The sequence below is a fragment of the Parasphingorhabdus halotolerans genome (assembly GCF_012516475.1).
Lineage (GTDB): Bacteria > Pseudomonadota > Alphaproteobacteria > Sphingomonadales > Sphingomonadaceae > Parasphingorhabdus > Parasphingorhabdus halotolerans.
In genome coordinates this window covers 1,773,910-1,795,396 of the sequence record NZ_CP051217.1, presented here as the reverse complement: position 1 = coordinate 1,795,396, position 21,487 = coordinate 1,773,910, and the positions used below count along the sequence as shown (strand labels likewise).

21 protein-coding genes are annotated in these 21,487 nt (G+C 54.1%); 15 read left to right on the top strand and 6 right to left on the bottom strand.

Features of this window, described 5'->3' with window-relative positions; genetic code table 11:
* Positions 1 to 113 precede the first annotated feature (113 nt).
* A complete protein-coding gene (locus HF685_RS08755) occupies positions 114 to 1,358 on the top strand; it encodes an alpha/beta hydrolase (protein ID WP_211051081.1) in 1,245 nt (414 codons plus the stop codon).
* 23 nt (positions 1,359 to 1,381) lie between these two features.
* On the opposite strand, the gene HF685_RS08750 is transcribed toward HF685_RS08755, so the two are convergent.
* Complete coding sequence (locus tag HF685_RS08750; RefSeq protein WP_168819346.1) at positions 1,382 to 2,182, bottom strand: DUF4238 domain-containing protein; 801 nt, start codon at positions 2,180 to 2,182, stop codon at positions 1,382 to 1,384.
* 49 nt (positions 2,183 to 2,231) lie between these two features.
* Complete coding sequence (gene gyrB, locus HF685_RS08745) at positions 2,232 to 4,775, bottom strand: DNA topoisomerase (ATP-hydrolyzing) subunit B (RefSeq protein ID WP_168819344.1); 2,544 nt, start codon at positions 4,773 to 4,775, stop codon at positions 2,232 to 2,234.
* Between the two features lie 40 nt (positions 4,776 to 4,815).
* Here gyrB and HF685_RS08740 point away from each other — a divergent pair, with 40 nt between their 5' ends.
* From HF685_RS08740 to HF685_RS08700, 9 genes are all read left to right on the top strand, one after another.
* The gene (locus tag HF685_RS08740; protein WP_343040039.1) at positions 4,816 to 5,352 is read left to right on the top strand and encodes a GxxExxY protein; all 537 of its coding nucleotides are present in this window, start codon (positions 4,816 to 4,818) and stop codon (positions 5,350 to 5,352) included.
* Positions 5,353 to 5,377: 25 nt separating this feature from the next.
* Positions 5,378 to 5,779, top strand: coding sequence for a PaaI family thioesterase (locus tag HF685_RS08735; RefSeq protein WP_168819342.1), 402 nt, complete (start codon positions 5,378 to 5,380; stop codon positions 5,777 to 5,779).
* Between the two features lie 70 nt (positions 5,780 to 5,849).
* Positions 5,850 to 6,377, top strand: a complete 528-nt coding sequence (locus HF685_RS08730; protein ID WP_168819340.1) for a hypothetical protein — start codon at positions 5,850 to 5,852, stop codon at positions 6,375 to 6,377.
* A 162-nt stretch (positions 6,378 to 6,539) separates the two neighbouring features.
* Entirely contained in the window at positions 6,540 to 7,952 is a 1,413-nt protein-coding gene (locus HF685_RS08725; protein WP_168819338.1) for a circularly permuted type 2 ATP-grasp protein, read from the top strand.
* Between the two features lie 3 nt (positions 7,953 to 7,955).
* Complete coding sequence (locus HF685_RS08720; protein WP_168819337.1) at positions 7,956 to 8,897, top strand: alpha-E domain-containing protein; 942 nt, start codon at positions 7,956 to 7,958, stop codon at positions 8,895 to 8,897.
* Between the two features lie 2 nt (positions 8,898 to 8,899).
* Entirely contained in the window at positions 8,900 to 9,700 is an 801-nt protein-coding gene (locus HF685_RS08715) for a transglutaminase family protein (RefSeq protein WP_168819335.1), read from the top strand.
* A gap of 40 nt (positions 9,701 to 9,740) precedes the next feature.
* Positions 9,741 to 10,478: a proteasome-type protease gene (locus HF685_RS08710; RefSeq protein WP_168819333.1), complete on the top strand. Its 738-nt coding sequence runs from the start codon at positions 9,741 to 9,743 to the stop codon at positions 10,476 to 10,478.
* Positions 10,479 to 10,579: 101 nt separating this feature from the next.
* The gene (locus tag HF685_RS08705) at positions 10,580 to 10,762 is read left to right on the top strand and encodes a hypothetical protein (protein ID WP_168819331.1); all 183 of its coding nucleotides are present in this window, start codon (positions 10,580 to 10,582) and stop codon (positions 10,760 to 10,762) included.
* Between the two features lie 38 nt (positions 10,763 to 10,800).
* Complete coding sequence (locus HF685_RS08700) at positions 10,801 to 12,354, top strand: class I adenylate-forming enzyme family protein (protein WP_343040038.1); 1,554 nt, start codon at positions 10,801 to 10,803, stop codon at positions 12,352 to 12,354.
* A gap of 37 nt (positions 12,355 to 12,391) precedes the next feature.
* Here HF685_RS08700 and HF685_RS08695 read toward each other — a convergent pair whose 3' ends face one another.
* Positions 12,392 to 13,936: an amidohydrolase family protein gene (locus HF685_RS08695; RefSeq protein ID WP_168819329.1), complete on the bottom strand. Its 1,545-nt coding sequence runs from the start codon at positions 13,934 to 13,936 to the stop codon at positions 12,392 to 12,394.
* Positions 13,937 to 14,067: 131 nt separating this feature from the next.
* Entirely contained in the window at positions 14,068 to 14,604 is a 537-nt protein-coding gene (locus HF685_RS08690) for a PEP-CTERM sorting domain-containing protein (protein WP_168819327.1), read from the bottom strand.
* A 336-nt stretch (positions 14,605 to 14,940) separates the two neighbouring features.
* Here HF685_RS08690 and HF685_RS08685 point away from each other — a divergent pair, with 336 nt between their 5' ends.
* Positions 14,941 to 16,506 (top strand): tetratricopeptide repeat protein, encoded by a 1,566-nt coding sequence (locus tag HF685_RS08685; RefSeq protein WP_168819325.1) that lies wholly within the window; start codon positions 14,941 to 14,943, stop codon positions 16,504 to 16,506.
* A gap of 41 nt (positions 16,507 to 16,547) precedes the next feature.
* Positions 16,548 to 18,107 carry a glutamine-hydrolyzing GMP synthase gene (gene guaA / locus HF685_RS08680; protein ID WP_168819323.1) on the top strand — a complete coding sequence of 520 codons (1,560 nt, stop codon included), beginning with the start codon at positions 16,548 to 16,550 and terminating at the stop codon, positions 18,105 to 18,107.
* A gap of 252 nt (positions 18,108 to 18,359) precedes the next feature.
* Here guaA and HF685_RS08675 read toward each other — a convergent pair whose 3' ends face one another.
* Both HF685_RS08675 and HF685_RS08670 read right to left on the bottom strand, forming a co-directional pair.
* Positions 18,360 to 18,992: an ATPase gene (locus HF685_RS08675; RefSeq protein WP_211051078.1), complete on the bottom strand. Its 633-nt coding sequence runs from the start codon at positions 18,990 to 18,992 to the stop codon at positions 18,360 to 18,362.
* Entirely contained in the window at positions 18,955 to 19,305 is a 351-nt protein-coding gene (locus tag HF685_RS08670; protein WP_168819321.1) for a TA system antitoxin ParD family protein, read from the bottom strand. The genes HF685_RS08675 and HF685_RS08670 overlap by 38 nt, the downstream gene beginning before the upstream one ends.
* A gap of 160 nt (positions 19,306 to 19,465) precedes the next feature.
* Here HF685_RS08670 and HF685_RS08665 point away from each other — a divergent pair, with 160 nt between their 5' ends.
* Genes HF685_RS08665 through HF685_RS08655 form a run of 3 tightly spaced genes read left to right on the top strand, consistent with a single transcriptional unit; the run spans position 19,466 to position 21,321 of the window.
* Positions 19,466 to 20,473 carry a zinc-dependent alcohol dehydrogenase family protein gene (locus HF685_RS08665; RefSeq protein ID WP_168819320.1) on the top strand — a complete coding sequence of 336 codons (1,008 nt, stop codon included), beginning with the start codon at positions 19,466 to 19,468 and terminating at the stop codon, positions 20,471 to 20,473.
* 3 nt (positions 20,474 to 20,476) lie between these two features.
* Positions 20,477 to 20,920: a GNAT family acetyltransferase gene (locus HF685_RS08660; RefSeq protein ID WP_168819319.1), complete on the top strand. Its 444-nt coding sequence runs from the start codon at positions 20,477 to 20,479 to the stop codon at positions 20,918 to 20,920.
* Positions 20,920 to 21,321: a GFA family protein gene (locus HF685_RS08655; RefSeq protein WP_168819318.1), complete on the top strand. Its 402-nt coding sequence runs from the start codon at positions 20,920 to 20,922 to the stop codon at positions 21,319 to 21,321. The genes HF685_RS08660 and HF685_RS08655 overlap by 1 nt, the downstream gene beginning before the upstream one ends.
* Positions 21,322 to 21,487 lie beyond the last annotated feature (166 nt).

Genomic DNA, 21,487 nt, shown 5'->3' with positions numbered 1-21,487 from the left:
TTCTCGCAGGTGCGCAGCGCGGCGATGGTCATTATGCGGGTTTTGTGTGTCATAATGTCTGTGTAGACCAGCGGGTGATGAACCAAAAGGCCGAGGAACCAAAAGGAATGCCGATGAAATTTGCGCCAATGCTCGCGATGTTCGCTGCTCTGACGATCAACGCTTGCGCTCCGACAGGGGTTGCTACTCAAACCCCAGCGTCTGCGCCACCGTCGGCCAGCAAGACATTAGGTGACACTTATTTGTCGGATTTCTATGTTTATGAGGCCGCATTGGACGCCCCCGGAAAGTTACTTCGTCAAGAGCCTTTGAACGAACAGCAATCCAATCCAGGTGCGGGACAAAATGTCCGGCTTCTTTATTCATCCACCGATGGTTTGGACGGAGAAAAAATACTTCCTGTTTCCGGGGTGCTGTTTCTTCCTGAAGGGCGCGCTCCAAAAGGTGGTTGGCCGCTTATGGCCTGGACGCACGGCACGGTTGGTATTGCCGATATCTGTGCGCCATCGTGGAATGGCAGGCAGCAGCAGGATCGCGATCATCTCGAATTCTGGCTGAAAAACGGATATGCAGTGGTGGCATCGGATTATCAGGGCTTGGGAACCGCCGGAACGCATCCATATCTCGCAACGCGGCCGGAAGCCTATAGCAATCTGGATATTATCCGGGCGGTTCAGTCAGCTGATTTTCCGGTTTCCGACGAGGTTGTCCTTTTCGGTCAGTCACAAGGCGCAGGCGCGGCGGTGGCGACTGCGGCCTATGCCCCGGAATATGCGCCTGATGTAAAGGTGATCGGCGCGGTCGCAACGGGCGTACCATTTTTCTCTCCCAAGGCGTTGAGCATTTTGCAGGAAGCCCGCCCGCGTGATCGGGTGGATCCATTGCTCGGCTATAACATGCTGGCTTTGACACTGGTGCAGCGAACCAATCCGGAATTTGAGCTGACCGACTATGTGTCGGATGCAGTGCTTCCGATTGCGCGTTCGGTTGAAAATAGCTGTCACAAGGATGTGAAGGCGAAAGTAGTGGCCGAAAAACTTACCTATAATCGCACTTTCAAAAAATCACCGTCCGAGCATCTGATTGCTGCGTTCGGTATGATGGGTTTCCCGACGCTAAAATTCCCCGTGCCGTTTTTTGTTGGTACGGGCGGCAAGGACAAAGACACCCCGCCACGCATGCAGGCCGCCTTTGTGAAGCGGGCGTGTGAGGCGGGGTCAGTGATTATTTCGACGCTCTATCCCGATCTGGATCACCGCGCGGTAGTGCCGGGATCGACGGGCGATACATTGCCGTTTGTAAAGGCGCTGTTTGCGGGTACGGATGTAAAGGGCAATTGTGGGGACTTGCTGTTTTGACAGGCGGCCAAATTGCTATTTTCCTAACATCTCATCGCAATAGATTGTGTTAGCTTTAACGAGGCGCTGGCAAAGGAGGTGCTGTTTCTAGCAATTGCTTCGTTTAGATATCGCATGCCGGAATGATTTTCTAAGTCTAGTATCTTCTCTTTTTCCCACATTGTGCCGACGCCTATGGCAAGGTTACTTGCAATTGGTAGCCACATTTCACTGTAGCTATCATGTAGCGTTCTACCATTTTTCATGTTCATTTGAATTACCGGCCGACTACCGATCACAAACTTCTTATTTCTTGCTGATCGAAGTAAAATAATACCTCTTCGATTGAGTACCTTCTCGGGTTCCCCTGGGGGTAAATCTAGCATATTTACATAAGCGTTGTTGACCATTCGAATCTTCTCTTCGTCAGATTCGAAAGCCTCAATTTCTTCTACCCTGTGTGGAAATTCCTTCTTCAATCGGCTTGTAATTTGAGCGTATTCTTCAAGAGCATTTTTCCAGCTATCGTCATCTCTGAGGTCAGGGACTCGACGATACTGTAGTAAGAAAAACTTATCCCAAAGGCTTTTCTGATGCCGGGACAAGTCGGGCAGCTTGTTGGCTTCAGCTGCGGCCATGAATTTGGCTAAAATCGGCGATATTTCGCTTTCTAGCTGCGATAAGCGCAGTTCCATCCTGCTGTTTTTCGAGCCGTCACTATCAACTTCAGTGTAGTATTCCTTGCGAACAAAAAGTTGATTTGGCTTGCATCGGAATGGAACAGCTTTGGTATTTGATCGGTTCACAGCATATAACCAACCGTTCTCATCGGTAAATCGGCGCAATATTATCTGGGGGACGAAGTGATGCCGTTTAGGTCGATTCAATTAATCCTCAAACATCCAGATTGGCGACATTCAAAGCATTGTCCACAATAAATTCCCGCCGCGGTTCGACCACGTCACCCATCAGTTTGGTGAAAATTTCGTCGGTCACATCAGCTTGTTCGACGGTGACCTGTAACAATGACCGGACTTCGGGATCGAGCGTGGTTTCCCACAGCTGCTCGGCGTTCATTTCGCCAAGGCCTTTGTAGCGGGAGATGGCTATGCCCTTGCGGCCAGCGGCGAGCACGGTGTCGAGCAGTTCCGACGGGCGGGTTATCAAAGTGCCCTCGGTGCCGATACCGTCATCATCATCGCTCGCATCGGCTTCGCTAGATGCGATTTTCACCAGGCGGCTGCCGCTGGTGTAGGTCGCGGTTTCTTCGCTGGCGAGCTTGTGGAGTTTGCGGCCCTCGGCGCTTTCAAGGAATTTCTGTTCGATAATATGATGGTCCGTCACGCCGCGCCATAGCCGCTCGAACAGATAGCCGCCTTCTTCGGAGACGCTGCCGGACCATTTGCCTTCTTCATCAACCTTGTCCATCCACGCTGCCGTTGCGTCGACGGCTGCCTGCCGTTCGGCCAGTCCATGATCGGGATTGAGCGCGCCGGTGAGTGCCATGCCTTCCACAATCGTGCTGTCATAGCGGCGCGGCACATAGGCCATAAGCGAGCGCATCCGCCGCGCGTGTTCGATCAACCCGCGCAGGTCTTCGCCGGAGCGCGCACCTTCGATGGTTTGCAGCACCATGTTTGCGAGGCCCATATCGACAAGATAATGATCGAGCGCGTTATCGTCTTTGAGATAAACTTCGCTCTTGCCTTTGCCGACTTTGTAGAGCGGCGGCTGGGCGATATACAAATGCCCGCCCAAGATGATTTCGGGCATCTGGCGATAGAAAAAGGTCAGCAGCAACGTGCGGATGTGCGCGCCGTCGACATCAGCATCGGTCATGATGACAATCTTGTGATAGCGCAGTTTTTCAAGATTGAAATCCTCGCGGCCAATGCCGGTGCCCATGGCCTGTATCAGCGTGCCCACTTCCTTGCTCGAAAGCATCCGGTCAAAACGCGCGCGCTCGACGTTGAGGATTTTGCCTTTGAGCGGCAGGATCGCCTGATAATTGCTATCGCGGCCCTGTTTCGCAGAACCGCCAGCGGAGTCTCCTTCCACCAGAAAAAGTTCGCATTTGCTCGCATCTTTCTCGCGGCAATCAGATAGCTTGCCGGGTAGCGAGGCGATATCCATTGCGCCTTTGCGCCGAGTCAGTTCGCGCGCCTTTTTCGCCGCTTCACGGGCAGCAGCAGCATCAATAACTTTCTGTACAACCATGCTGGCATTGGCGGGGTTTTCTTCCAGCCATTCGGCAAGCTTGTCGGCCATCAGGCTTTCCAGCGGCTGACGCACCTCGGAGGAGACGAGCTTGTCTTTTGTCTGTGAGCTGAACTTCGGATCAGGCAGCTTCACCGAGACAATCGCGGTCAGGCCTTCGCGCATATCATCACCGGTGAGTTTGACTTTTTCTTTCTTGAGCGCGCCGGAGCTTTCGGCATAATTGTTAAGCGTGCGGGTTAGCGCCGAGCGGAAAGCTGCCAGATGGGTGCCGCCATCGCGCTGCGGGATGTTGTTGGTAAAGCAGAGGACGTTCTCATAGTATGAATCATTCCACTCCAGTGCGACGTCGATAATCACATCATCGCGATCGCCGTGGATTGCGATAGGATCGGGAACCAGAGGCGTCTTGTTGCGATCCAGATACTGTACAAAAGCTGCAATGCCGCCTTCATAATAGAGATCGATTTCTTTCGTCTCTTCATGCCGCGCGTCACGCAGCAGGATATGGACGCCACTATTGAGAAACGCGAGTTCGCGGTAGCGGTGTTCGAGTTTTTCAAAGTCGAATTCAGTGATCTTGAACGTAGCAGGCGACGGAAAGAACGTAACCTTCGTTCCCTTTTTGAAACCGCTTTCATTGTCCGCAGGCGGCGCGTCACCAATCACTTCCAGCGGCCGCACGGCATCGCCAAATTCAAAGCGCATATTATGCTCTTTGCCGTCCCGCCAAATGTTGAGTTCCAGCCATTCCGACAGCGCATTCACAACGGACACGCCGACACCGTGAAGACCGCCGGAGACTTTGTAAGCATTGTCGTCGCTGGTATTCTCGAATTTACCGCCTGCATGGAGCTGGGTCATGATAACCTCGGCTGCCGATACACCTTCCTCGGTGTGCATGCCGGTGGGGATGCCACGGCCATTATCTTCGACCGACACACTGCCGTCAGGGTTGAGCGTGATCAGGATAAGGTCGCAATGGCCGGCCAGCGCTTCATCAATCGCATTGTCGGACACTTCAAACACCATGTGGTGCAGTCCGCTGCCATCGTCCGTGTCGCCAATATACATGCCAGGCCGTTTGCGAACAGCGTCCAGGCCCTTGAGAACCTTGATGGAATCGGCGCCATATTCGTTTTGATTTGCCTGATCGGGAGTCTTGTCGGTGGAAGGGATGGAAGCTTGTTCCGGGGTTTCATTTTCGGTGTTTTCAATCATCCGCGCAAGATAGTCGCTGGCACCGATAAACCCAAGGAAAATGTTGGATTTCCTGATATTATTATGTCATCGTTTCAATGACTTAACAGTTGAGGCCAATGGAAAAAAGTTTCTCGCGCGAAGTCGCGAAGAATGCGAAGAAGATGCCATGAAAAATTCGATTGAAGCGCTATCCGAAATCGCTGTGGATTGCGGTTACAAACTTCACGTCAATCTTGGACCTGGCTTGCTGGAGAGTGTTTATGAGGCGCTCATGGCCAATGCTCTCAGACAACGAGGTTTGCCAGTGGATAGGCAAGTACCGATCAAGATAGAATATGATGATATCGTGCTTGAGGAAGGGTTTCGAGCAAACCTCCTGGTCGACAAGCAATTGCTAATTGAACTAAAATCAACAGAACGGTTTGCGCCGGTTCATGCCAAGCAAGTGCTGACATACCTGCGTTTAATGAAGCTTCCGCTAGACCTCTTGATGAACTTTGGCGCGCCTACGTTTAAGGACGGTTGCAAACGTATCGTCAACCAACATAAAGACTTTGCGTCTTCGCGCTTTCGCGTGAACCAAGTTAAGCTGTGAACCAATGTGAACAAGGCCTGTGAACATGACCAACCCCGCCGATATGGTGCCATTTGCCAAGACTATGGGCATCAAGATTACGGAAATGACCAAAGAGATTGTGCGCGGTGAGATGTTGGTGCGACCGGAGATTTGTACCGCTGGCAATGGTCGCGGGACGCCTAGCATACACGGTGGCGCAGTGATGACATTTGCCGATGTGCTGGGAGCCTTCGGCGGCTTTGCCAATCTGCCCGAAGGCGCAAACGGCACCACAACGTCTGAAAGCAAAACCAATTTTCTCAACGCGGCGCCAGAAGGCGAGACCGTTTACGGAGAGGCGACACCATTTAAGGTCGGCAGGCGGCAGTCCGTCTGGCAGACGCGGATTTCGCTGAAAGACGGCACATTGGTTGCCGTGGTTACACAAACGCAGATTGTGCTGTGATGCGTAGCGCTTTGGCGGGTTATCATTGATCTCTTCCCAAAGCAGCCGTTTGTGCGCTAGGATGCTGGCCATGATCAGAACCCTGTTTGCCGCCTCCCTGTTATGTGTCACTACTGCTGCCTGCCAGCAGACGACGAAGGTGGAAGACGCGTTAGCTGAACGCGAAACCGATAGCGCGAACGCGACGGAACGGACCGAGCGGGTCGGCTCCCATCCCGGTGAACGTGCGATACGGATTGGTGAAGGCGGGCCTCGGTTTGATGCGTGCCAGTCTGTAGGGGAAGTGGCCGGGTTGCGCAGCGGCGAGCTCGATGTCCTGATCGCACCGTTTGACAGTGCGGACAAGAAAGACAGCCTCATGGCCGGCCAAATGGTCTATATCTGCACCCGCAGCCATGATCAGCAATGGTTCGGGATTGTCTATGCCGAAGCCTCTCCTGTTGAAGCTGTCGGAGAGGGCAATGAACTGGCAGCCCCGCCAGCAATGGAACTGGGTGATTGCGGCGTATCATCACCCGTGCGTTCCAAGCGCAATTATGATGGCCCGTGCAAAAGCGGCTGGGTGGAGAGTAATTTCGTGAAGCTGGTGGCCGGTTGATTTATCTGCAGCTACGGCAGCACATTGGACTTTCTATTGCAGTTAATATCAGATAATGTCCTGACGTTGTATTATTTCGCATAAGATAAACAACTTGAGATCGCAGGATGAACAGCCGTTTCAATATTTTCAAGGGGGTTTGCGATCGAATTTTTTGACGAGATGCTAGTTGCCGCTGCGGCGGCTGGAGAGGGTTCGGTTCGAGAACCCTATTCAGGATATGGAAAATGGCTGGACGGCGAAGATCCCAAGCGGATTCGCAAGAAGGCTGCGCAAGCCGAAGCTTTTTTTCGCACCACGGGTATCACATTCAACGTTTATGGCGAAGAAGATGCCGATGAACGGCTGATCCCGTTTGACGTTATTCCCCGGGTCATTTCGGCTTCCGAGTGGCGCAAGCTTTCTCGCGGTATCGAACAGCGCGTACGTGCTATCAACGCATTCCTGCATGATATTTACCATCGTCAGGAGATATTGCGGGCTGGCCGCGTCCCGTTTGAGCTGATCGCCAATAATAAAGCGTTCTTGCCGCAAATGGTCGGCGTCGACCCACCTGGTGGTATCTACACGCATATTGTTGGTACGGATATCGTGCGCACCGGACCGGACGAGTTTTTTGTGCTGGAAGACAATGCCCGAACGCCATCGGGCGTTTCCTATATGTTGGAAAACCGCGAAACCATGCTGCAAATGTTCCCTGAACTATTCTCGCGCATCCCGGTGCAACAGGTCAGCGATTATCCTTCCAATTTGCGCCGGTCGCTTGCTGCTTCCGCGCCTGAAGCCTGCACGGCCAAACCGGTGGTCGCGGTGTTGACGCCCGGTATCCATAACTCGGCCTATTTTGAACATAGCTATCTCGCCGATCAAATGGGCGCGGAGCTGGTTGAAGGCCATGATCTGCGCGTTGTTGATGGCCGTATCGCGATGCGTACGACAGAGGGTTATACACCAATCGACGTCATCTACCGCCGCGTCGATGATGAATATCTTGATCCGATGAATTTCAATCCAGACTCTATGCTGGGCGTACCCGGGATATTCGACGTATATCGTTCGGGTGGCATCACTATCGCTAACGCGCCCGGCACCGGGATCGCTGACGACAAAGCGCTGTACAGCTACATGCCCGATATTGTGGAGTTTTACACAGGAGAGAAGCCGCTGCTCAATAATGTCCAGACTTGGCGGTGCAGCGAGCCCGATCAACTGCAATATGTGCTCGATAACCTGGCTGATCTGGTCGTAAAAGAAGTTCACGGGTCGGGAGGTTATGGTATGCTGGTCGGACCAGCGGCGAGCAGGAAGGAAGTTGAGGATTTCCGGGTGAAGCTGATCGAAAACGCTTCCAACTATATAGCCCAACCAACACTGGCGCTTTCGACGGTGCCGATCTTCACCAAGAAAGGCTTGTCACCGCGCCATGTCGATTTGCGGCCCTTTGTATTGGTGTCGCCCGAAAGGATCGACATTACGCCAGGCGGTCTGACGCGCGTCGCGATGACCGAAGGATCACTCGTGGTCAATAGCAGTCAGGGAGGCGGCACCAAGGATACCTGGGTGCTGGAGGAATAGACGATGCTAGGAAAAACAGCAGGCGGCTTATTCTGGATGTTCCGTTATCTGGAACGCGCCGAAAATAACGCGCGGTTACTCGATGCCGGCTTTCGCATTGCATTGACGCGCTCTTCTACGGCGGAGGCGGAATGGAAATCAATCCTGACTACTGCGGGATCGATAGATCAATATGATGCCCAGAATGATGGATATGAATCGATGAATGTGGTCGATTTCATGTTGCGCGACCCTGGCAATCCATCGAGCGTGATTTCCACCATGAAACAGGCGCGGGACAATGCCCGGCTGGTGCGTACCGCGCTGACCCGTGAAGTTTGGGAATCGACTAATGAAAGTTGGATGACGCTTAAAAAACTTCTTTCTGCCCCGATTCTTGAGCAGGATTTACCGGACGTTCTGGCCACTATCCGCCAGCAAAGCGCGCAAGTGCGCGGTGCCACTTTGGGTACCTTGCTCCGCGACGACGGATATAACTTTATCCGCCTGGGTACGTTTGTGGAACGCGCCGACTATACGGCGCGCATATTGGACGTGAAATATTATCTGCTGCTGCCATCCATCGCCCAAATCGGATCCGCGCTTGATGTCATGCAATGGGAGACCATATTGCGATCTGTCTCTGCCCAGCGTGCCTATCGCTGGCTCAATGGCGCAGAGATTAGCCCGCTCAACATTGCAGAATTTCTGATCCTGCATCAGCAAATGCCGCGTTCCCTCATTTTTTGCAGCCAAAAGATCAGTGACAATCTGGGCTACCTTGAGCGCGGTTATGGTGTTAGCAACGAATCTTGCGGCAAAGCCAAAGCGTCAATCGAGCGCCTTCAAAACTGCACTATCGATCAAATATTTGATCAGGGGCTGCACGAATTCATTGAGGATTTCACCACGCAAAACGGCGAACTCGCAGTTCAAATTGAACAAGATTACCGGTTCCAAGGATAGATATGCGGCTTACAGTCAATCATACCACCACTTACAAATATGACGCGCCGGTTGATTATGGCCTGCAACAGGTGCGCCTGACGCCCAAGGAACGCGCCGGGCAAAAAACCATCGAGTGGAATTTGACAGTCGAAGGCGGCAAGAAGGAATTGTCCTTCACCGACCAGCATAGCAACTGTGTCGATTTGGTCAGCATTGATCCGGGCGGCGACCAGATCACCATTCACTGCAACGGCGAAATTGAAGTAAGTGAGACCACTGGTGTCCTCGGTCAGCACCAAGGTTTTATGGCGCTGTGGAACTTTCAACAGGAAACGGCACTGACAAGGGGTGGCGCAAAGATTACCGCGTTGATCGAAGAGCTAGGCAATGACTACACAGATGATATTGCAAAAGCCCACGCTCTTTCTGCGCTAATCGTTAAGCATGTTCCCTATCTGATCGGCAAGACGGATGCGGAAACGACGACTGAGGGCGCGCTAAAAGTCGCGGGCGGCGTTTGTCAGGATCATGCGCATATCTTCATCACTGCTATGCGGTTGCTCGGCTATCCGGCTCGCTATGTGTCGGGCTATCTCATGATGAACGACCGGATTGACCAAGATGCCACCCATGCATGGGCCGAAGCGCATTTCGATGGCATTGGCTGGGTCGGTTTTGATGTCTCCAATGGGTACTCTCCTGACGAGCGCTATATCCGCGTCGCGACCGGGCTGGATTATAGCGATGCATCGCCGGTTTCCGGCATGCGTTACGGCGACACCAAAGAAAATATGGTTGTGCAATTGCAGGTGCAGCAGTAACAGGTGCAGGCGCTGATTACCGCGCATAAAAGGTAACCACATGACTTATTGTATAGGACTACGGCTCAACAAGGGCCTTGTGTTCATGTCCGATACGCGCACCAACGCTGGCGTTGACGATATTGCGCAGGTGCGGAAAATGAAGAGCTGGGAGAAACCGGGCGAGCGGGTGATCACACTGCTGTCAGCAGGCAATCTGGCGACGACGCAAGCGGTTGTCAGCTTGCTTGATGAACGCACCAAGGCGCCGGTCGACCGAAGCCCTTCGATTCTGGAGGCGCCTTCGATGTTCCAGATCGCGACGATTGTGGGAGAAACACTGCGTGAGGTGGTAAAAACATATGCCCATAAAGGCCAGGAAGCGGAATCCCCGTTTGGCGCGACATTGATATTGGGCGGCCAGGTCAAAGGCAGCGAACCGCGCCTGTTTCTGATTTATCCCGAAGGCAATTTTATCGAGGCAAGCGATGACTCGCCCTACTTCCAGAGCGGCGAAACCAAATATGGCCGCCCGATTTTGGTGCGCGCCTATAATCCGGACATGTCATTTGAAGATGCAATCAAGCTTATGATGGTGTCCTTTGATTCTACGATCAGGGCCAATTTGGCGGTCGACCTGCCTCTGGATGTGCAAGCCTATGAAACGGACAGCTATGCAATAAAGGCGCAGCTACGCGTCGAACGCGATGATCCCTATTTCCATTCTATCTCAGTCGGTTGGGGAGATGCTTTGCGCAACGCCTTTCAGTCTCTCCCGGACTTTACCTTCGACCGTTAGAATCCGCAGCAGTTGTTCCATTTGAACAAACATCGATTTGTTACATTGATCTCTGACGGTTTGCTTGGCGCTCAAGAAGGTTCGCGTGTGCAAATCTGCGCGTGATCGCCATGGTTCCGAAATCGGGCCGTGCCCGCGCTGACCGCGCGATGCGGCATGAATGTTTGCAGCGACTGGCAGCGCCGTTGGCGGAGGCGCAATCTGTCCTATCACAAGAAATGCTTGCGCAACTGCTTCCGCTGCTCAAAGAAGCAAGAGAAAAATTGGATCACTTGCGGGATTGAAACTTCAGCGCTTCCGCCTTTGACCAGAGGAGAAGTCATTGACCCTGGACCCGGTAAAATATCTCGAACAGCCCTTTGGCCATCTCGCTGATCTCATCAACGCCCATGCCGTCAATCAGCCAGAGCGCATCGCTTTGGACGACGGCGAAGAGAGACTCACCTGGGGCGAAACGGCCGCGCAAGTGAACCGGATTGCCGCGCAGTTGCAAGCGGATGGCTTGGCCAAAGGTCAGGCAGTTGCCATTCTCGGAACCACCACGATACGCTACGCGCTGGCCTATTTGGGCGCTATTGTTGCGGGCGGTTGTGCCGCGCCGCTGACCACTTCTGCGACGCCAAAACAGCTCGCCAATATGATGGCTGATAGCGGCGCGATGCACCTGTTTGTAGATACCGCCAAACGCGCCGAACTATTTGAAAGCGGTGTCGCGCTACCCACGCTCAAGCATATCATGATGGATGCGGCGGGCGATGACGCTCCGCTGATGTTTGACTGGATGGCGGATAGTGGCGCTACGCCTGCCGACCCCAAGGTTGGCCCGAAAGACCCTTTCAATATCATCTATTCCAGCGGCACCACCGGCACACCCAAGGGCATCGTTCATTCACGGCAGATGCGCTGGTATCAGATGGCGGTCGGCGAAAATTCCGGCTACGGCAAACCAGGTCAGGTATCCCTGTTTTCCACGCCGCTTTATAGCAACACTACGCTTGGCATTTTTGTCGCGACCATCGCATATGGCGGCACAAGCATATTGATGCGCAAATTTGATTGCCAGCGCTGGCTGGAACTCGCGCAGGAGAACCGCGCAACCCATACCATGCTGGTGCCGGTGCAATATCAGCGCTTGATGGATTTCGAGGGCTTTGATGACTACGACCTCTCCACCTTCACCCATAAATATTGTACGAGCGCGCCGTTTTCAGCAGAACTCAAGGCAGAGGTTATCAAACGGATGCCCGGCGGACTGATCGAGGTTTATTCGATGACCGAGGGCGGCGTGGTCTGCATATTGCTTGCCCACGCGCATCCTGACAAGCTGCATACGGTGGGTATTGCGTGGGGCGGCAGCGAGGTGATTACGGTTGACGAAGAACTCAACCGCCTGCCGCATGGTGAAATGGGCGAGCTGGTCGGGCGTTCGCAAACGATGATGTCGGGCTATCAAAACCAGCCCAAAAAAACCGAAGAAGCCAGTTGGTACGATGAAAACGGCGACCGCTGGCAGCGCATGGGTGATATTGGCCGGGTTGATGAGGATGGTTTCATTACGCTTATGGGGCGGTCAAAGGATATGATTATCTCCGGCGGCTTCAACATCTATCCTCGCGATCTCGAAGAGGCGCTGATGGCGCAGCCGGGCGTTGCCGACGCGGCGGTAATTGGTGTTGCGTCAAGACAATGGGGCGAAATGCCGCTGGGCTTTGTGGTCGCGGAGCAGGGCGTGACGTTGGATATGGAAGCGCTAAAAGCCGCAGCCAACGCGGACTTGGGCAAAACTCAACGCCTCTCCGAACTCCGTCTGATCGACGAACTGCCGCGCAGTCATATCGGGAAGATATTGAAGACGGAACTCAGGGATATGGTCTAGACCCTGATTCTGGTTCCTGACGCTGGGAAGCGAGAGTCTAATCCGCAGTGTGTTGTTGCGCTTTTCGCGGCGTAGCAAACAAATGCTGGCCCGGGAAAACATCGGGGACAATGGTGCCATCCTCAATCACAATCTCCCCACCCACCAGCAAATAGCGCACGCCGGTCGAAGCCTGATGCGGATTCTCATAGGTGGTATTGGCGCGAATGGTTTTCGGATTGAAGACCGTAATATCGGCATCCATCCCGATCTGCAGGCGGCCTTTCAGGCGGAAAACCGGAGCGGTCTTTTCGAGCAACTGGGCCGGTTGTAGCGTCATTTTTGAAAGCGCAGTCATCATGTCGAGAGCCTGTTCATCACGGACATATTTGCCAAGAATTTTGGAGAAGCTGCCAACACCCTGTGGCGGTACTTTTTGCGCTGTGCTGATGATTGGCAGGCCGTCACTGGCGATGATGACGTCCGGGGCTTTTACCAGCGCCCGCGTCCATTCTTCTTTGAGATAATGGTGGATGATGGCGGCACCCGGCTTTTCACGACGGGTTTGTTCGAAGCTTTTCCTGGTAAAATATTCGCCGGTGGATGCGAGCTGGACATCTTTATAATCTATATCAAATATCGTTCGCCAGTCCCGGCCAAATACCGCTGCTCCAATGCTGGTCGATCCTGCATTATAGGGCAGAACCTCGGTAGTTACATCAACGCCGTTCGCCCGTGCGGCGCGGATTTTGTCCAGAAACAGCCCTACATTTTTCATGGCATTGTGCGACAGGTGGCAAATATGAAGTTTCGTGCCGGTAGACTTGGCCATCTTCAGTACCTCGTCAAGACCCGCCGGGTCGCCAGCAATTCCGCGACGAATATGCACAAATACAGGCGTTTCATATTCGGTCGCCAGTTCAAATATGGCGTGGAGCTCATCCTGATCGACAGCATCACTGATATAGTCGAGCAGCAGCCCGATGCCGATGCCACCGTTTTTCAGTCCCGTCTCCAATTCGGCTCTGATGCTTGCGCGCTCGCCGGGATTGGCAGGCGAAAACCTTGTCTGCGCCTCGCCATTGTCTTTCCCGATGTTTCCGCGCTTCGCGCCCAGAATATTTGTAGCTCCCGCCGGTTTTCCGCCGGTCAGGGCGGAGAATCTCGCCTGCGTATGGCTGGTGGACGCACCATAGTTGATCAAAGCCTTGCCGCGAATATAGGCACCATGGGCAGAAACCGGATAGACTCCGCCTTCAAGCTCCAGTGTCGTCGTGACCCCGTCACGCGCCTGATAAGATAAGCCAAGCGGCGTCGGGCTGTGATTGTGAATATCGATAAACCCCGGCGCGACGATGAAATTCTGCGCTGTGATCACCTGCTTGCCGGGGATTGCATCCGTGGTGACCGCGGTGATCGTGCCATCGGTAATGCCGATATTGCGAATACCGTCCAGGCCGGTTTCCGGGTCCATCGTGCGGCCGCCGATGATCACTATGTCATAAGTGATCTCATCAGCTATTTGCGCCTGTGCGGACATTGGCAAAGGCAACAGCAAAGTGACAAAAAGCAGCGCGCCAAATAATGTCCGTGAAAATATCATTGCATCCTGTCTCCCCTGGAAATCCGGAGACTAGGTAGCGATGCCGATTATGGCAAGCGGGCGAGCGGAGATTGGGACAAAAAGCGGCAGCGTTTCCGCTGCCACTTTTTGTCCGCATAGATTGAGTGAATTTATGCGAAAGACAGTTTTCCGTTGACCGGATTGACCTTCGTCTCTTTGCGACGGCGGCCAAATGCCAGAGCCGCAAGTCCCAAGCCAAAGAGGCCAAGAATGCCGGGAGCCGGAACTGGCGTTGGCGGCGTGTAACTACCGATCGTGGTGATATAATCTCCGGCAACGACCGGGTTGCCCCAATAAGACCAGAGATTCACTCTGCCTTTGCGTTCGAACAGCAATTTTTGTGTGTGTGAAGGGTTGTCGGTGTAAGCAACGCCTCCGACGGTACGTGTGCCGTCCAAAGTTGCGAGAATGAACATCAGGCCAGATGGTTTTGCACCGCCTTGGAATGATTTAAAGTCGTTGCTGGTGAACGTGGCATCGATTTTTGCACCCTTGAGCGTGCCGATGCCGCTCTGGTTATCAATGGTCAATACGTCCCCGTTGGTTTGGTTATATGTGAACAAAGCTGCAGATGCAGGGTTGCTCAAAGTGACGGCTGCGACTGCTGCTGCTGCAAACAAAACCGGCTTGCCCCAAAAATTATTCATGCGTTACTCCTTGGTCTCACTGGACCCCGTTTGAAATTATGCCGTTAACACCCTGTTCGGCATTTCCAGTGACCCACAATCCGCAATAGCCATGCCAGATTTAAAAAAATGTTTAAATTCAACTCACTAAACGTTAACTACAGGTGAAAATCATTCATTATGGAAAATTTCCCGACAGTTTTTTGGAGACCATATGGTTAATATTCGCCCGATATAGAGAAAGTTGCGTAACGCTCTGATTTGTAAAGATTTGTAAAGTGACGGTATTTGTCTGAACCGGTGGGTGGAGTGGGAACTGTTAACAGCTCTTCAAACATTTTTGACTAAAGAATGGGCATGACAAAGCCATCTTATGCCCGCCCGTTAACCAGCTTGATTGCCAGTGCTGCATTGGCACTCAGCGTTGCCGGATGTTCTGTGGGTTCAGGCGACCCGATTTCCGAAGCGAAAGCGGCTTTCGACGCCCATCAATATGGCGCGGCGCGCATTCATATCCTGTCTGCACTGAAAGAAAATTCCGCTGATCCGGCAGCAAACCTGGTCTTTGGCAAAACTTTGCTGGCAATGGGAGATGGCGAGGGCGCGGGCGCAGCGTTTGAAAAAGCGATGCGTGATCCGGCTTATAAAGACAAAGTAAAGCCGCTATATGCGCATGCGTTATTGCTGGCAGGCGCATCGGACAAAGCGCTTGCGCTGGTGGATGATTTGGGCGGCAGTTCAACCGCAGCGGACATAGTGGCTAAATCCTATTGGGTGAAAGCATGCGCTTTGCTCGAAATGGGACGAACGGAAGAGGCACTTGCCGTGCTCGATGCGGGCCTCGCCAAAATGCCATCCGATGTTGATCTGCTTGTGCTCAAGGCCAGATACGCATTGTCGAGTGGCGATACGCAAACAGCCAGTCGCTTCGCGGCCAGCGCGCTGAAACATGGCCCCGATGATCTTGAAGCCTTGCAAATGTCCGGGCGGCTGGCAATGCTCCGGCAGGATCTCAAAACGGCAGAAGCGCGCTTTTTGAAAGCGGCGAAAATCTATCCCGAAAGCGTGCCGCCGCTTTTCTCGCTCGCCGCCATTTATGCCGATATGGGTGACGAAAAAAAATCGCGTGATTATTTCGGGCGCATTTTGAAGTCTGCACCGAAACATCCGCTGGCCTTGTTCATGCTCGCCAAGCTGGAGTTTGACAAAGGCAATGTTGCAGAAGCACACGAGATGTTGCAAGTGGCAGGAGACAGTGTTTCCGATGTTCCACAGGCGATCTTGCTGAGCGGAAAAATCGCCAATGCGCGCGGCAACTACGAAATCGCGATTGCCCGGCTCCAGCGCTTTCTCGCCATGTCGCCCGGCAATATCGAGGGCATAACCGCGCTCGGCAAAGCTCTGGCTGCAACCGGCAATGGCGCGCAGGCTTATAATCTGGTGAAACCGGCGGCCATGCAAGCCAGTGCGACGCCTGATCTTTTGGTGCTCGCTGGTAAACTGGGGCAGCAGCAAGGGGATCCACTGGCCAGCAAATTTACCTCGCGCGCCGCAGCCTCCGCCAAGGGCGATATCGGCAGGCAGATGAAAAATGCCGATGCGGCGATCAAGGCGGGTAACTGGCAGCGGGCAGAGGAAATTTATGCCGAGCTGCGCAACGCGGGCCATGCGAATAACCCGATGATATTGAACAACAGCGCGCTGGTCGCTCTGGAAACCGGGGACAAGGCCGGTGCCCAGAAATTCGCGCGGGAAGCCCATGCGCTGGCTCCTGATGATGCGTTTATCATGGATACACTCGGCTGGGTCTTGCACAAGACCGGCGGCGATAAAGGTGAGGCTTTGGCGCTGATCCGCAAGGCGGCGGCCAAGGCACCCGGCAATCGCGAAATCAAGGAACATTTGGCGGCGGCGGAGCTTTAAAAATATAGACTCTTTGTGCGCTCACCATTAAGCGCTCACCCATGTCCATAGCTCATGAAGAAACCATCCTGATCGTCGATTTCGGCTCTCAGGTGACGCAACTTATCGCCCGCCGTGTGCGCGAGGCTGGTGTCTATTCGGAGATTGCTCCGTTCAATACCGCGGAAGAGGCGTTTCATCGTCTGAAACCCATGGGAATTATACTCTCCGGTTCGCCTGCTGGAGTGCCCGAAGAGGGTAGCCCACGCGCGCCGGAAGTGATCTTTGAATCCGGTCTGCCGATCCTTGGCATTTGTTACGGCCAGCAAGTGATGAACCATCAATTGGGCGGCACCGTGGAAACCGGTATTGATGGAGAATTCGGCCGCGCCTTTCTGACCGTCACGAAACCATGCGCACTGTTCGAGGGCCTCTGGGAGGTTGATGACAAGCATCAGGTGTGGATGAGCCACGGCGATAAAGTTACCAATTTCGCGCCGGGCTTTGAAATTGTCGCCACCAGCGAAGGCGCGCCTTTTGCGGTTATCGCCGATGAAAGCCGAAAATATTACGGCACGCAATTTCACCCCGAAGTTGTCCATACGCCCGATGGCGGCAAGCTGATTGCTAACTTCATCCATCATGTTTGCGGTTGTGCCGGTGACTGGACGATGGCGGAATATAAAGCCGCCAAAATCGCCGATATCCGCGAGCAGGTGGGAGACGGGAAAGTCATTTGCGGTCTGTCCGGCGGCGTCGATAGTTCGGTCGCGGCGATCCTGATCCATGAAGCGATTGGCGACCAGCTGATGTGTGTATTCGTCGATCATGGCTTGCTGCGTCTCAATGAACGCGAGCAGGTCGAAACTTTGTTTCGCGACCATTATAATATTCCGCTGGTCGTGGTCGATGCCGAGGAACGTTTTATGGCGGGGCTTGATGGTGTCAGCGATCCGGAGAAGAAACGCAAATTTATCGGCGGCGAATTTATCGAAGTGTTCGACGAGGAAGCCGCGCGGATTGGCGGCGCGGACTTTCTCGCGCAGGGGACGCTTTACCCCGATGTTATCGAGAGTGTTTCTTTCACTGGTGGACCCAGTGTGACGATCAAATCGCACCATAATGTCGGTGGCCTTCCAGAGCGCATGAATATGCAGCTGGTCGAGCCGCTGCGCGAACTGTTCAAGGATGAAGTGCGCGATCTGGGGCGTGAACTGGGGCTCAATGACCAATTTGTTGGGCGGCATCCGTTCCCCGGACCGGGATTGGCTATTCGTATCCCGGGCGAAGTGACTAAAGAGCGTTGTGATATCCTTCGTAAGGCGGATGCGATCTATCTGGAGGAAATCCGAAATGCCGGTTTGTACGACGCGATCTGGCAGGCTTTCGCTGTGCTGCTCCCTGTAAAAACCGTCGGCGTGATGGGCGACAGCCGCACGTACGACAATGTTTGCGGCCTGCGCGCGGTGACCAGCACCGACGGCATGACCGCTGATGTCTATCCCTTTGACGCGAGCTTCCTGACGCGGGTGTCCACGCGGATTGTCAATGAAGTGAAGGGGATTAACCGGGTGGTTTATGATTATACCAGCAAACCGCCGGGGACTATTGAGTGGGAGTGACGCGGTTAACAGTGAATGCGCGGGGCGCATTCGCCCGCGTCGCTCGGCATCGTACGATGCCGTATGGTGGAGAGCGTGTATCCGGGGACATTCGCCCGAATTATTCGGCGAGGTAAGGAGGCGCTCTGATTTCCCACTAAACTCGTCATGCTGAACTTGTTTCAGCATCCATCGTGACCCAGTCACAGCCTGTGAGGCCGGAGAAATGGACCCTGAAACGAGTTCAGGGTGACTATTTCGTTTAAAAAAACCTCACCCCAAATCCCTATAAAGCCCATCAAACCACTCCGGGACCTTATCAGCCCGCCGCACAATTTGCCCGCTGGCCAGTTCCACTGGCATCACCGGCGCTTCGTTGAGCGCCGAGGCGTCGAAGATCATCGCCCGGTCGGCGAGCATTGCGGCTTTGCGGATCAATGGTCCGTTGCGGTCGAAACGCGTGCGGATTTTTTCTTCGGGGACGGGATGCCCACCTTCGCTGATACGCTCTGCCACGCGCGCGACGGCCAGAGCGGGGGAGGCTAGCATCAGGTGAAAAACAATGATGCGATAGCCCGCCGCGCGTGCGTCGTTCAGCAAATCAAGTTTGGACGGATGCGAGAATACCGTTTCCATAACGAACGATCGCCCGTCGGCCATAAATTCGCGCCGCCGCTCTGCTGCGATTTCGGCGGCATGGTAAGAGGCTTTGGGCGAGGGGTCGCGCAGTTCATCACGCTGGATAATATCTGCATTGATAAATGGCGCGGCCACACGCGGGCCAGAACCGTGTCGTAAAACGTGGATTTGCCCGCACCATTGGGCCCGGCGATCAGGAACAGTGTCGGGCGACCCGCGGTTATTGCCATCAGGCAGCAGTATCACTTTCGCGGGTGATTTTCCCATCACGCAGCCCTGCGCCTAGGCCATCTGCACGCCGTTTTGCAAAAAACTTTTCCTGCTCGCGCGTGCCGGAACGGGCGGCGTCGAACAGACCATCTATATAGGCTTCCTGTTCCTCGGCGGTCAGCGCATCGGGCGGCAGTTTTCCGCTGAGCGCCTCGACAATGCGGGACTGATCGAAAAAGCGGGATTTTTCGATACTCATCCCGATCCGCACCCAGTGCTTGACCTGCCCGGCAAGCGAGCGGCTCATCAGCTCCGCCTCGCGGCCGATGACTTCCATAAGTTCGTCGTCAATTTTGATTGTTTTTGCCATAACTGTCTCTTTAGTGAGGTGTCAAAATGACACCAAAGTGTCTTTTTGTCAAGATGCTTGGCCTTTAGTGGCTTATCGGAGCGTGACTCAAGACGTTGACCCATGCAGAGCCGGTCGATACACAGTGTTTAATTGTTCAATTAAACAAGGCGAAAACCTTATGAAAGCCATCCAACTCCAATCCCCCGCATCGCTCGATAATCTCAAACTGGTTGACCTGCCCGATCCCGCCGCGCCCGGAGCGGGTGAAATCACGGTCCGGCTGCGCGCATCCAGCCTCAACTATCACGACTATGCGGTGGTCAAGGGCATGTTGCCAACCGCCGAAAACCGCATCCCGATGTCCGATGGCGCGGGCGAAGTGACGGCGGTGGGCGAGGGCGTGACCGAATTTAAGGTCGGCGATGCCGTGGTCTCCACCTTTTTCCCCGACTGGATTGATGGCGACCCACCGGTGGGCGGTTTTGCCCGCGTGCCGGGTGACGGGATTGACGGATATGCGGTCGAGCAAGCCGTTGGGCCCACCACGTCATGGACCAAGTCACCCGAAGGCTACACCGCCGCCGAAGCGGCGACGTTGACTTGCGCTGGCCTCACCGCATGGCGCGCGCTTTTTGTTGATGGCACGGTAAAGCCGGGTGACACGGTGCTGGTGCAAGGCACGGGCGGGGTTTCGATCTTCGCGCTGCAATTTGCCAAGGCGTCGGGCGCGACGGTTATTGCGACCTCCTCTTCCAACGACAAATTAATGCGTTTGAAGGAACTCGGCGCGGATCATCTGATCAACTATAAGGAAGTCGAAGCCTGGGGACCAAAAGTGCTCGAACTCACCGGCGGTAAAGGCGTCGATTGTGTGGTTGAAATTGGCGGCGCGGGGACGCTCGACCAGTCGATGATGGCGACGCGGATTGGCGGCCATGTGGCCTTGATCGGTGTGCTGACCGGATTTGCCGGACCGGTGCAGACCGCGATGTTGATGGCGAAAAACCTTCGCGTCCAGGGGCTAACCGTGGGCAGTCGCGCGCAGCAGCAGGACATGATCGCGGCGATTAACGCCAATGGCATCAAGCCGATCCTCGACAAGCATTTTCCGCTGGCTGATCTGGGTGATGCGTTCCGCCATCAGGAATCCGGCGCGCATTTCGGGAAGATTATCGTCGATATTTGATCGATGAGCGAACTTGGTCATGATATCCTCGTTGCTACTCCCAAGGATAGCGATGCAATCATTCTGCTATGGGAAGCTTGCGGCTTAACGCGGCCATGGAACGACGCCTCTGCAGATTTCCGGTTGGCGGTGGCGGGCGCGAAATCGGATATTTTAATCCTGAAACAGGGCGGTCAAATCGCTGCTGCCGTCATGGTTGGTTTCGATGGCCATCGCGGCTGGGCCTATTATCTGGCGGTTGATCCGGACAATCGGCTCGCAGGTTTGGGCCGGAAAATGATGAAGGCTGCCGAACAGTGGCTCGAGCAACACAGCGCCCCGAAAATCCAGTTGATGGTGCGGGAAGATAATGAGCAGGCTATCGGTTTTTACAAAGCGTTGGGTTATGAGGTACAGCCGGTCGTGACGATCGGTCGCCGACTGGATCAGGGTTTAGGAGCTGGATAATGTTAAACGGAAGCTGTTTGTGTGGGTCGGTAGAATATGAAGCAGACTGCGATCCGAGCATCATCATTCACTGCCATTGCCAAACCTGCCGGAAAGCCCATAGCGCTGCCTTTTCCAGTGTCATGCCAATCACGCATAAGGCCTTCAGGTGGACCAGCGGCGTCGAGTTTCTCAATAGTTTTGAGTCATCGCCGGGCAAAAACCGGTATTTCTGCAGCAAATGCGGATCGCAACTGATTGCCGAACGGAAAGAGGCGAACATGGTGCTGTTACGCATGGGTTGCATGGATACAGTGATTACGCAAAAGCCAGACGCCCATATCTGGCGATCGGATGCCGCGCCGTGGTTTGATCCCGATCATGAGGTTCGACAACTGGCCGAAGGGTATGAGAAGGCCTAGCGGCGGATTGGATCCGGGTATTCTCTTAAAAAATGTCCAACAACACTGTCCTACACAAGCGAGAATCGGTACAACCTGCCTCATGTTCCAGCCTTCCCCTTCTTCTGCTTTTTCCTCTCGGCTCCGCTGGGGAAATCGGTTGACGCTGAACAATAAAAACGGAATT